This window comes from Kitasatospora sp. NPDC097691 (assembly GCF_040302665.1).
Classification (GTDB): domain Bacteria; phylum Actinomycetota; class Actinomycetes; order Streptomycetales; family Streptomycetaceae; genus Kitasatospora.
Map to the genome: position 1 here is coordinate 116,054 of NZ_JBEORY010000015.1, position 11,895 is coordinate 127,948.

Annotated in this window: 9 protein-coding genes; 7 read left to right on the top strand and 2 right to left on the bottom strand. The window is 73.1% G+C overall.

The genetic code is table 11. The annotated features are described in order from the left end of the window. Position 1 precedes the first annotated feature (1 nt). Positions 2-1,048, bottom strand: coding sequence for an AAA family ATPase (locus tag ABTY56_RS13925; RefSeq protein WP_502893102.1), 1,047 nt, complete (start codon positions 1,046-1,048; stop codon positions 2-4). Positions 1,049-1,306: 258 nt separating this feature from the next. After that, a complete protein-coding gene (locus ABTY56_RS13930) occupies positions 1,307-1,849 on the bottom strand; it encodes a beta-class carbonic anhydrase (protein ID WP_350628982.1) in 543 nt (180 codons plus the stop codon). 540 nt (positions 1,850-2,389) lie between these two features. On the opposite strand from ABTY56_RS13930, the gene rsmH reads away from it, so the two are divergent. From rsmH to murD, 7 genes are read left to right on the top strand one after another with little or no spacing between them, the layout of a single operon-like run. Further along, on the top strand, positions 2,390-3,364 hold the full coding sequence (rsmH, locus tag ABTY56_RS13935) for a 16S rRNA (cytosine(1402)-N(4))-methyltransferase RsmH (RefSeq protein ID WP_350628983.1): 975 nt from the start codon (positions 2,390-2,392) through the stop codon (positions 3,362-3,364). Between the two features lie 50 nt (positions 3,365-3,414). Then, positions 3,415-4,023, top strand: a complete 609-nt coding sequence (gene ftsL, locus ABTY56_RS13940) for a cell division protein FtsL (RefSeq protein ID WP_502893111.1) — start codon at positions 3,415-3,417, stop codon at positions 4,021-4,023. Next, the gene (locus ABTY56_RS13945) at positions 4,020-6,248 is read left to right on the top strand and encodes a peptidoglycan D,D-transpeptidase FtsI family protein (RefSeq protein WP_350628985.1); all 2,229 of its coding nucleotides are present in this window, start codon (positions 4,020-4,022) and stop codon (positions 6,246-6,248) included. Before ftsL ends, ABTY56_RS13945 begins: the two co-directional genes overlap by 4 nt. A 6-nt stretch (positions 6,249-6,254) precedes the next feature. Further along, the gene (locus ABTY56_RS13950) at positions 6,255-7,907 is read left to right on the top strand and encodes a UDP-N-acetylmuramoyl-L-alanyl-D-glutamate--2,6-diaminopimelate ligase (RefSeq protein WP_502893103.1); all 1,653 of its coding nucleotides are present in this window, start codon (positions 6,255-6,257) and stop codon (positions 7,905-7,907) included. Beyond that, positions 7,904-9,307: a UDP-N-acetylmuramoyl-tripeptide--D-alanyl-D-alanine ligase gene (locus ABTY56_RS13955; protein WP_350628987.1), complete on the top strand. Its 1,404-nt coding sequence runs from the start codon at positions 7,904-7,906 to the stop codon at positions 9,305-9,307. The genes ABTY56_RS13950 and ABTY56_RS13955 overlap by 4 nt, the downstream gene beginning before the upstream one ends. Further along, the gene (gene mraY / locus ABTY56_RS13960) at positions 9,307-10,368 is read left to right on the top strand and encodes a phospho-N-acetylmuramoyl-pentapeptide-transferase (RefSeq protein ID WP_350629012.1); all 1,062 of its coding nucleotides are present in this window, start codon (positions 9,307-9,309) and stop codon (positions 10,366-10,368) included. The genes ABTY56_RS13955 and mraY overlap by 1 nt, the downstream gene beginning before the upstream one ends. Continuing rightward, positions 10,365-11,858: a UDP-N-acetylmuramoyl-L-alanine--D-glutamate ligase gene (murD, locus tag ABTY56_RS13965; protein ID WP_350628988.1), complete on the top strand. Its 1,494-nt coding sequence runs from the start codon at positions 10,365-10,367 to the stop codon at positions 11,856-11,858. The genes mraY and murD overlap by 4 nt, the downstream gene beginning before the upstream one ends. Positions 11,859-11,895 lie beyond the last annotated feature (37 nt).

Consider the following 11,895-nt stretch of genomic DNA (forward strand, 5'->3'; position numbering starts at 1 on the left):
CTCAGCCCCTCCGGACGGCCGGGCCGCCCTGCGGGCGCGGCAGCGGCAGCCGGGCGACCAGGTCGGCCACGATCTGCTCGGAGGTGCGGCGGCTGAGCTGGGTCTCGGCGGTCGGCATCAGGCGGTGCGCGAGGACCGGGACGGCGAGGCGCTGGATGTCGTCCGGGGTGACGTAGTCGCGGCCGTCCAGCGCGGCGGCGGCGCGGGCGGCCCGGACCAGGTGCAGGGTGGCGCGCGGCGAGGCGCCCAGGCGCAGCTCGTGGCTGCTGCGGGTGGCGCCGACCAGGTCGACGGCGTAGCGGCGGACCGGGTCGGCGATGTGCACGGTGCGGACGAGGTCGATCAGCTTGAGGATGTCGGAGGCGTGCGCGACCGGCTGGAGGTCCTCCAGCGGGCTGGCGCCGGCGTGCACGTCCAGCATCGCGAGCTCGGCCTCGGGGCTGGGGTAGCCGATGGAGATCCGGGCCATGAAACGGTCGCGCTGGGCCTCCGGGAGGGGGTAGGTGCCCTCCATCTCGACCGGGTTCTGGGTGGCGACGACCATGAACGGCGAGGGCAGCTCGTAGCTGGTGCCGTCGATGGTGACCTGGCGCTCCTCCATGGACTCCAGCAGCGCGGACTGGGTCTTGGGCGAGGCGCGGTTGATCTCGTCGCCGACCACGATCTGGGCGAAGATCGCGCCCGGACGGAACTCGAAGTCGTGCCGCTGCTGGTCGTAGATGTTGGTGCCGGTGACGTCCGAGGGCAGCAGGTCGGGCGTGAACTGGATGCGGCGCACGGTGCAGTCGACCGAGCGGGCGAGCGCCTTGGCCAGCATGGTCTTGCCGACGCCGGGCACGTCCTCCAGCAGCAGGTGGCCCTCGGCGAGCAGGACGGTCAGGGCGATCCGGACGGCCTCCGGCTTGCCCTCGATCACGCTCTCGATGTTGGCGCGGACCCGGTCCACGACCGCGGCGAGCTCGGGGAGCCCGACCCGCTGGTGCTCGTTCGCCCTCTGCTCGCCCCCCGCAGGACCGCCGAGACCGGCCTGATCGTTGTAGCTCGTCACCCGTTTACGCTCCCTGGCACCCTGTGCCCGCCCCGTCCCGAGGCCGGACCCCACCCCATGCTTGACGCGGCCGTCCCGGGGTCGGTTCCGATGGCGGATCCGGCGTCTGGGAGGCGGCCTGCGGCCCGGCCGCCCCAGGTGGTTCGGGGTCCGACCGGCAGGCGCATTCTCCCCTGCGCGGTGGCCAGAAGTCACCATTCGGCCGACCCCGAATGCCCGGAGGACGACGTGCCCGCCCCCGGGCGTTCGGGACCGGCGCTAGTCGACCTCGCGCAGCAGGCCGGTGTGGACGTCGAAGACGAAGCCGCGCACGTCGTCGGTGTGCGGCAGGAAGGGCGAGGTGCGGACGCGCTGCATGGACTGGCGGACGTCGCCATCCAGGTCCACGAAGGACTCCACGGCCCACTGCGGGCGCTGGCCGACCTCCAGCTCCAGCTCGCGGCGGAAGTCCTCGGTGAGCCCGAGCAGGCCGCAGCCGGTGTGGTGGATGAGCGCGATCGAGCGGGTGCCGAGGGCGCGCTGGCTGATGGTCAGGGACCGGATGGTGTCGTCGGTGACGACGCCGCCGGCGTTGCGGATGACGTGCGCGTCGCCCAGTTCGAGGCCGAGTGCCGCGAACAGGTCGAGGCGGGCGTCCATGCAGGCCACCACGGCGATCTTCTGCACCGGGCGGGCGTCCATGCCGCCGTCCTGGAAGGTCACCGCGTACGCGCGGTTGGCCGAGACGAAGCGGTCGATGATGGTGGGGCGGGCAGGGGCGGCAGCGGCGTTCGGCGTGGGCCGGCCGGGGGTCACTGTCATGTCGGCGACGTTAGTGCCGATCCGGCGTCCGCGGTGGGGTGGAGAGCTACAGAACAGGCGGCTGTGATCGAGTGCATAGCCACAACCGGAGGGTTTGTCCGAACTGGTCCCGGATGGGTCGTGCGCGGTCGCGGGGCGGGGGGCGCGCGACGGTCGCCGAGGGCCCCCGGATCGGGCCGCCGAGGGACCACCCCAACAGCCGCGACCTGCAGTGATCCGTACCGCCGCCCGGGTGGTGCGCCGGAGCGGACCATTGACTGGCCGGGCCCGGGCGATAGAGTTTGCGGCGCAGTGGAGCACACCCGCCGGGGCCCGTCAACCGGGCCTTTCCCGGCCGGTGCGGCCCGGTCGACGCGGTCCGTGGCCTCCACCCGCTCCGTGCTCACCTGGCGCACCTTCCCCGGCGCCGGGCGGTCACGACCTTCCCCTTGAGCGGGCGGGGACCACGGGCCGCTTCGTCGTGCCGGGACACGGTGGGCGAGAATGGTCGCAGCTCCCGGACATCGGGCTGCTCCGCACCGAGGAAGGGCGCCACCGCGCATGACCACCAACGAACCGGGCCCCAAGCACGTTCCGGTGATGCTGCAGCGGTGCATGGATGCACTGGCGCCGGCGATCTCGCGCCCCGGCGCGGTGGTGGTGGACGCCACCCTCGGCCTCGGGGGGCACAGCGAGGCGCTGCTCACCCAGTTCCCCGAGGTCCGGCTCGTCGCGGTGGACCGTGACCCGCAGGCGCTGAAGCTCTCCGGCGAGCGGCTGGCCCCGTTCGGCGACCGGGCGACCCTGGTGCACGCCGTCTACGACGAGATCCCCGAGGTGCTGGAGCAGCTGGGCATCGACCGCGTGGACGGCGTCCTGTTCGACCTCGGCGTCTCCTCGATGCAGCTGGACGAGGCGGACCGCGGATTCGCGTACGCGCAGGACGCGCCGCTGGACATGCGGATGGACCAGACCCGGGGGATCAGCGCGGCGGAGGTGCTGAACACCTACAGCCACGGTGACCTGGCCCGGATCCTCAAGTTCTACGGCGAGGAGCGGTTCGCCGGGAAGATCGCCTCGGTGATCCTGCGGGAGCGGGAGAAGGAACCGTTCACCAACAGCGCGCGTCTGGTCGAGTTGGTGCGCAACGCCATTCCGGCGGCGACCCGCCGCACCGGCGGGAACCCGGCCAAGCGGACGTTCCAGGCGCTGCGGATCGAGGTCAACGGCGAGCTGGAGGTCCTGGACCGGGCGATCCCCGGGGCGCTGGAGGCCCTCGCGATCGGCGGTCGGATCGTGGTGATGTCCTACCAGTCGCTGGAGGACCGCCTGGTGAAGCAGTACTTCGCCGCCGGGGCGACGAACACCGCCCCGCCGGGGCTGCCGTTCATCCCGGAGGAGCACCAGCCCTGGCTCAAACTGATCACCCGCGGTGCCGAGCTGGCCACCGAGGCGGAGATCGAGGAGAACCGGCGTGCCGCGCCCGTGCGGCTGCGGGTGGCGGAGAGGATCAGGGACCGAAGCAAGCGGGGCTGACGAACGGCCCCGGCGGGGTCCGAAGGGCGGAGGGAAGGCACGTGGGGCCGGTGGCCGGTGAGGTCCGGGCGGGGCGGGGAGGACTCCCCGGACAGGGCAGGGCACGCATCACGGTCCGGCCGGGGAAACGCCCGGTCCGGGGGCGCACGCCGTTCGCGGTACTCGTGGTGGTGCTGCTGGCGGCGGGCCTGCTCGGGCTGCTGGCGCTGAACACCGCGCTCAACGAGGGCTCCTTCGAGCTGTCCCGACTCCAGAAGCAGACCACCGTGGCGACCGACGAGCAGCAGAGCCTGCAGCACCAGATCGACCAGAGCTCGGCCCCGGACGCGCTGGCCAGGCGCGCCGCCGAGCTGGGCATGGTCCCGGCCGGGGGGATGGCCTTCCTGGACGTCCCGAACGGCGGCAAGGTGGTCGGCACGTCCGGCCCGGCGCAGGACGGTCCGCCGGTCAAGCGCTCGACGGCCGAGCCCTGGCCGACGAAGCCCGTACCGGGCGGTGCCCAGCCGGGCGCCGGGCAGTCGCCGGCCGCCCAGCCGCCGGCTCCACCCGTCCCCACCACTCCGGCTCCGGCTCCGACGCCGGCGGCCTCGGCCGGTGACTCGGTGATCCAGCTCAACCCGGCACCGACCGCGCAGCCGAGCGGGGGTGCCGGTCGATGACCACGCCCCGTCAGCCCTCCGGGGGCTCCGGCTCCGGGTCCGGCTCCGGCAACGGCCGCCGCCCGGTGCCCAGGGGCGCCGCGCCGCGCGGCCAGTCCGCCTCCGGCCGCACTCCGTCCGCCAAGGGACAGCCCGCGAAGGCTCAGCCCGCCAAGGGCCAGCCCACGCGCGGCCAGTCGGCGAAGGCCCAGCCCGCGAAGGCTCAGCCCGGCAAGGCCGCGGCCGGTCGGACGACCCCGCGCACGCCGCAGCAGCGGAGCCCCGAGGGCCGTCCGCCGGCCCGCAGCCAGGCGGCGGTGCGGCCGCGCCCGAAGAGCCGGCTGCCGCAGCGCGCCAAGGCGCTGAAGCTGGCCGAGCCGAAGCGCCGGCTGCGGGTGATCACCGTGGTGATGTCGCTGGTGTTCTCGGTCTTCGCGGGCCGTCTGATCCAGCTCCAGCTGGTCGACGCGGACGCGCTGGCCGCCGACGCCAACACCAACCGCTACCTGAACATCCCGATCACCGCCGAGCGCGGCTCGATAACGTCCGCCGACGGGGTGGCCCTGGCCGCCACCGTCGACGCGTACGACATCACCGCCGACCCGGCGATGTTCACCCCGGACGCGACCGGCATCCCGGACGCGCCGGAGCAGGCGGCCGCCCTGCTGTCGCCGATCCTCGGCGTGCCCAAGGAGAGGATCGCCGCCGACCTGCACACCCCGAAGACCCGCTACAAGCGGCTCGCCGCCCAGCAGACCCCGGCCGCCAAGAACCAGATCAGCGACCTCAAGTCGAGCCTGGAGAAGCAGGCCGGCTCGCGGGCCTGCCAGCTCCAGAAGAAGCTGCTCGGCAAGCCCGCCGACCAGGGCGGGCGCACTCGGGTGGACAACGAGTGTGCCAACCCGCTGGCCGGGGTGTTCAACCGGGAGACCCAGAAGCGCGTCTACCCCGCCGACGGGCTGGCCGCCAACCTGGTCGGCTTCGTCAACGGCGAGGGCGCCGGCGCCGGCGGCCTGGAGTTGCAGTACCAGCAGCAACTGGCCGGCAAGGACGGTCACAGCAGCTACGCCCAGGCGGGCGGGCGGCTGGTGCCCACCGCCGGGGGCTCGATGGATCCGGCCGTTCCCGGCAGCGACGTGAAGCTGACCGTCAACCGGGACATCCAGTGGGCCGCCCAGCGGGCGATCACCGACCAGGTGGCCAACTCCGGTGCGGAGAAGGGCTACGTGGTGGTCCAGGACGTGAAGACCGGCCAGGTCCTCGCGATGGCCACCGCGCCCGGCTTCAACCCGAACGACCTGAGCCTGTCCAAGCAGGCCCAGCTGGGCAACCCCGCCCTGGTCGACGCGTACGAGCCGGGCAGCACCGCCAAGCTGATGAGCCTGGCCGCCGTCCTGGACTCCGGCAAGGCCACCTGGGACACCAAGGTCACCGTCCCCAACCGGCTGGTCCGGGCCGGCCAGCAGTTCAAGGACGACGTCAACCACGACCCCTGGTACCTGACGCTGGCTGGGGTGCTGGCCAAGTCCTCCAACATCGGCACCATCGAGGCGATCGAGACCCTCGGCGGCGGTGACCAGCTCCAGGCCAACAAGGTGCTGGACGGCTACATGCGCAAGTTCGGCGTCGCCCAGCCGACCGGCCTGAACTTCCCCGGCGAGACCCCCGGGATGCTCAAGAAGCCGGAGGACCTGGTCGCGTCGGAGAAGTACAACATCTCCTTCGGCCAGGGGCCGCTGCAGATGAACGCGCTGCAGGCCACCTCGGTGTACTCGACCATCGCCAACGGCGGGGTGCGGGTGGCACCCGGCATCGTCCAGGGCATCACCGGCCCGGACGGCAAGTACAGCCCGACGCCGCCGGGCGAGCAGACCCGGGTGGTCAGCGAGCAGACCGCCAAGACCCTCACCTCGATGCTGGAGTCCGTCGTCGACGACGAGCAGGGCACCGGCGGCAAGGCCGCCATCCCCGGCTACCGGGTCGCCGGCAAGACCGGTACCGCCGACCGGGGGGCCGCCAACGGCGTCGGCTACGACGGCTACACCGCCTCGTTCATCGGCTTCGCCCCGGCCGACGCCCCCCGGGTCACCGTCTCCTGCACCCTCCAGGGCCCGGTCAACGGCCACTTCGGCGGCCAGCTGTGCGGCCCGGTGTTCAAGCAGGTGATGGAGTTCACCCTGAAGACCCTGCAGGTCCCGCCGAGCGGCAGCCAGGCGCCCAACCTGCCCGTCGAGTGGAAGCCGTGAGCGAGCATGAGCAACGATCGGGCCGGGCTGGACGACGGCGCGGCGCGGGGCCGGTTTGGCCCTGGGCACCCTTCGGCGGATAGCCTTCGCGCCGTGCCGAAACCCGATCAAACCACCGTGAGTCCGCCCCGCCCGACCGGGACCGCCGCTCTGCCGCTTTCCGAGCTGGCCGTACGGCTGGGTCTCGCACCCGTCGAGGGCGGTGCCGTTACCGGCGTCACCCACGACTCCCGCGCGGTCCGCCCCGGCGATGTGTACGTGGCCTTCCCCGGCGCCAACCACCACGGCGCGGCCTTCGCGGCCAAGGCCGCCGAATCCGGCGCGGTGGCCGTGCTCACCGACCGGGCCGGCGCCGACCTGGCGGCCGACACGGGCCTGCCGCTGCTGGTCGTGGAGCGGCCGCGGGCCGTCATGGGCGAGCTCGCCGCGATCGTCTACGGCAGCCCCTCCGAGCGGCTGCTGATGATCGGGCTGACCGGCACCAACGGCAAGACCACCACCTCGTACCTGGTCGAGGGCGGTCTGCGCGGGGCCGGACGCCACCCCGGCGTGATCGGCACCGTCGAGATGCGGGTCGGCGAGGAGCGGATCAAGAGCGAGCGCACCACCCCCGAGGCCACCGACCTGCACGCGATCCTCGGCGTGATGGCCGAGCGCGGCGCCGATGCGGTGACCATGGAGGTCTCCAGCCACGCCCTGGTCTTCGGACGCACCGACGGCGTCGCGTACGACGTCGCGCTGTTCAACAACCTCACGCCCGAGCACCTCGACTTCCACCCGGACATGGAGGACTACTTCCAGGCGAAGGCCCGGCTCTTCCAGCCGGGCAAGTCCCGCCGCGGCGTGGTCAACGTGGACGACGAGTACGGCCGCCGGCTCGCCGCCGAGGCCAAGATCCCGGTGACGACCTTCTCCGCGGCCGGCGACCCGCAGGCCGACTGGCGGGCCGTGGACGTCGTGCTCGGCCCGATCGGCTCCACCTTCCGGGTGCTCGGCCCGGACGGCGCCGAGGCCGATGCCGCCGTCCCGCTGCCCGGCCCGTTCAACGTCTCCAACGCGCTCGCCGCGATCACCCTGCTGGTCGCCGCCGGGCTGCCGCTGGAGCAGGCCGTGGCCGGCGTCGCCGCCGTCCCCGGCGTGCCCGGCCGGCTGGAGCGGGTCGACGCCGGCCAGCCGTTCGTGGCCGTCGTGGACTACGCGCACAAGCCGGACGCCCTGCAGGCCGTCCTCGCCTCGCTGCGCGAGGTCACCAAGGGCCGGCTGCACGTCGTCGTCGGCTGCGGCGGTGACCGCGACCCCCACAAGCGCGGCCCGATGGGCGCCATCGCCGCCCGCCTCGCCGACACCGCCCTGCTGACCAGCGACAACCCGCGCAGCGAGGACCCGCTGGCGATCCTCGCCACTATGCTGACCGGCGCCGCCGGGGTGCCCGAGGCCGAGCGCGGGGACGTCCTGGTCGTCCCCGACCGGGCCGAGGCGATCCGGCTGGCCGTCGCCCGCGCCCAGGCGGGGGACACCGTGCTGGTGGCCGGCAAGGGCCACGAGCTCGGCCAGTACGTACGAGACGAGATCCGCCCCTTCGACGACCGGGAGGTGCTGCGCGAGTCCATCGCGCGGACCCCCGCCGCGCGGGGCGACCGAGGAGTAGAGCAGCAGTGATCGCACTGACCCTCGCCGAGGTGGCCGCCGCAGTCGGGGGCACGCTGGACGGCGCCGATCCGGACACCCTGGTCACCGGCCCGGTCGAGGTCGACTCGCGCAAGGTGAGCCCCGGCGGCCTGTTCGCGGCCTTCGTCGGCGAGAACGTGGACGGCCACGACTACGCGACCACGGCGATCGAGGCCGGCGCCGTCGCGGTGCTGGCCTCCCGCCCCGTCGGCGTGCCCGCCGTCCTGGTCGACAGCGTCGTGGAGGCGCTCGGCAGGCTGGCCCGTACCGTGGTCGCCCGCGCCGAGGGCACCGCCGTGGTCGCGCTGACCGGCTCGGCCGGCAAGACCAGCACCAAGGACCTGATCGCCCAGCTGCTCCAGCGCCACGGTGCGACCGTCTACCCGCCCGGCTCGCTCAACAACGAGATCGGCCACCCGATGACCGCCCTGCGGGTCGAGGCCGGCACCCGGCACCTGGTCATGGAGATGGGCGCCCGGCACAAGGGCGACATCGAGTACCTCACCTCGATCACCCCGCCCCGGGTCGGCGTGGTGCTGAACGTCGGCACCGCCCACGTCGGCGAGTTCGGCTCCCAGGAGGCGATCGCCGAGGCCAAGGGCGAACTCGTCGAGGCGCTGTCCGCGGACGGGGCCGCGATCCTCAACGCGGACGACCGGCTGGTGCGCGCGATGGCCTCCCGCACCAAGGCGAAGGTGGTCCTGTTCGGGGAGTCCCCGGACGCCCACGTGCGGGCGACGGACGTTCGCCTGGACGCCACCGGACGGCCATCGTTCACGCTCACCACCCCGGCCGGTTCCGCGCCCGTGCAACTGCGCCTGTACGGTGAGCACCACGTCTCGAACGCCCTCGCCGCCGCCGCGGTGGCGGTGGAGCTCGGGATGTCCGTCGACGACACCGCCGCTGCCCTGGGCGAGGCGGGTGCGCTGTCCCGCTGGCGCATGGAGGTCGTCGACCGGGCCGATGGTGTCACCGTCGTCAACGACGCCTACAACGCGAACCCCGACTCGATGCGGGCCGCGCTGCGGGCGCTGGTCTCGATGGGGGGACGCGGCCCGGAGCGCCGCCGCACCTGGGCGGTGCTCGGCGAGATGCGGGAGCTCGGCGAGGAGAGCCTGGCCGAGCACGACGCCATCGGGCGGCTCGCGGTCCGGCTCGACGTCACCAAGCTGGTGGCGGTCGGCGGACGCGAGGCGGCCTGCATGGAACTCGGCGCGAGGAACGAAGGTTCGTGGGGTGAGGAGTCGGTGCTGGTGTCCGACGCGGACGCGGCGGTCGAGTTGCTGCGCAGTCAGCTGCGGCCGGGGGATGTGGTCCTGGTGAAGGCGTCCCGTTCGGTGGGGCTGGAGAAGGTGGCCGAGGCCCTCCTTGCGGACGGTGCTGCCCGATGATGAAGCAGATCCTCATCTCCGGGATGATCGGCCTGATCCTCTCGCTGGCCGGCACGCCCGCCCTGATCAAGCTGCTCGCCCGACAGGGCTACGGCCAGTACATCCGCGACGACGGGCCCAAGGCGCACCACAGCAAGAAGGGCACGCCCACCATGGGCGGCATCGCCTTCATCCTGGCGACCCTGATCGCGTACTTCGGCACCAAGGCGATAACGGGCGAGTCCCCGACCGCCTCGGGGCTGCTGGTGCTGTTCCTGACCGCGGGCCTCGGCCTGGTCGGCTTCCTGGACGACTACATCAAGGTGGTCAAGCGCCGCTCGCTCGGTCTGCGGGCCAAGGCGAAGCTGGCCGGCCAGTCCATCGTCGGCCTCGTCTTCGCGGTCCTGGCGCTGCAGTTCCACGACGACCGGGGGCTCAGCCCGGCCTCGCAGTCGCTGTCCTTCGTGCGCGACTTCAAGTGGTCGATCGGCCCGGTGCTGTTCGTCATCTTCGCGTACTTCATGATCGCGGCGACCTCCAACGGCGTGAACCTGACGGACGGTCTGGACGGTCTCGCCACCGGCGCCTCGGTGATGGCCTTCGGCGCCTACACCTTCATCGGTGTCTGGGAGTACGGGCAGAGCTGCGCCTACACCGTGACCGCGACCGTCAGCTGCTACGACGTCCGCGACCCCTTGGACCTCGCGGTGGTCGCGGCCGCACTGATGGGCTCCTGCTTCGGCTTCCTGTGGTGGAACACCTCGCCCGCCAAGATCTTCATGGGTGACACCGGCTCGCTCGCCCTCGGCGGCGCCCTGGCCGGTCTGGCGATCTGCTCCCGCACCGAGCTGCTGCTCATCATGCTCGGCGGCCTCTTCATGATCATCACCCTGTCGGTGATCATCCAGGTCGGCTCCTTCCGGATGACCGGCAAGCGCGTCTTCAAGATGGCGCCGCTGCAGCACCACTTCGAACTCAAGGGCTGGGGCGAAGTCCTGGTCGTGGTCCGCTTCTGGATCATCCAGGGCCTGTGCGTGGCCGTCGGCCTCGGCCTCTTCTACGCGGGATACCGGACCGGATGACGAAGAACCCTGACTTCCCCGACCTGCCCGTCGTCGTCGCCGGACTCGGCGTCTCGGGCATCAGCGCCGCGCGCGTCCTGCACGGCCTCGGCGCCCGCGTCACCGTCGTGGACGGCGGCAGCGGGCCGGGCCTGGTCGCCCGGGCCACCGAGCTGGAGGCGCAGGGCGTCGCCGTGCGCCTCGGCGACGGCGCGAGCCTGCCCGAGGGCACCGAGCTGATCGTCACCTCGCCCGGCTGGGCGCCGGACAGCCCGCTGTTCGCCGCCGCCGAGGCGGCCGGGGTGCCGGTCTGGGGCGACGTCGAGCTCGCCTGGCGGCTGCGCAAGCCGCTGCCGGGCACCGGCGAGCCCGCCCCCTGGCTGGCCGTCACCGGCACCAACGGCAAGACCACCACCGTCCAGATGCTCGCCTCGATCCTCACCGCCGCCGGCAAGCGCACCGCCGCCGTCGGCAACGTCGGGGTCTCGGTGCTGGACGCGGTGCTCGCCGAGGAGCCGTACGACGTGCTCGCCGTCGAGCTCTCCAGCTACCAGCTGCACTGGGCGCCCTCGCTGCGCCCGTACTCCGCGGCGGTGCTCAACCTGGCGCCCGACCACCTCGACTGGCACGGCTCGATGGAGGCGTACGCCGCCGACAAGGGCCGGATCTACGAGGGCAACGTCGTCGCCTGCGTGTACAACCTGGCCGACCCGGCCACCGAGGCGCTGGTCCGCGAGGCCGACGTCGAGGAGGGCTGCCGGGCGGTCGGTTTCGGCCTCGGCGCGCCCGGCCTGTCCAACCTCGGCGTGGTCGACGGCCTGCTGGTGGACCGCGCGTTCGTGGCCGACCGGGCCAACAGCGCAGCCGAGCTCGGCTCCGTCGAGGACATCAGCCCACCCGTCGCCCACCACCACCCTTCCGAGGAGGGCGCTGCGCGCCGCCGCCCTGCTGCCCCGCACAACATCGCCAACGCGCTCGCCGCGGCGGCGCTGGCCCGGGCGTACGGTGTCGAGCCGAAGGCCGTCCGGGAGGGCCTGCGGGCCTTCCGCCCGGACGCCCACCGGATCGCCGAGGTCGGCGTGGTCCGCGAGGTCACGTACATCGACGACTCCAAGGCCACCAACACCCACGCCGCGGCCGCCTCGCTGGCCGCCTACCGCCCGATCGTCTGGATCGCCGGGGGTCTCGCCAAGGGCGCGACCTTCGACGACCTGGTGCAGGGCGCGGCCGAGCGCCTGCGCGCGGTGGTGCTGATCGGGCAGGACCGGGCGCTGATCCGCGAGGCGCTGGAACGACACGCTCCGGATGTGCCCGTGATCGAGGCGGCCGAGGGCCAGACTGGCGCGGTGGCGATGGCCGAGGTCGTCCGCACGGCCGCGTCGCTCGCCCGATCGGGTGACACGGTGCTGCTGGCCCCGGCCTGCGCCTCGATGGACATGTTCACCAACTACGGCGAGCGCGGCGACATGTTCGCGGCGGCCGTCCGGGAGCTGGCGGACACCGGGGAGTAGGGCTGCGGCACCGGCGAAGGAGCCGCAGGACGGAGAG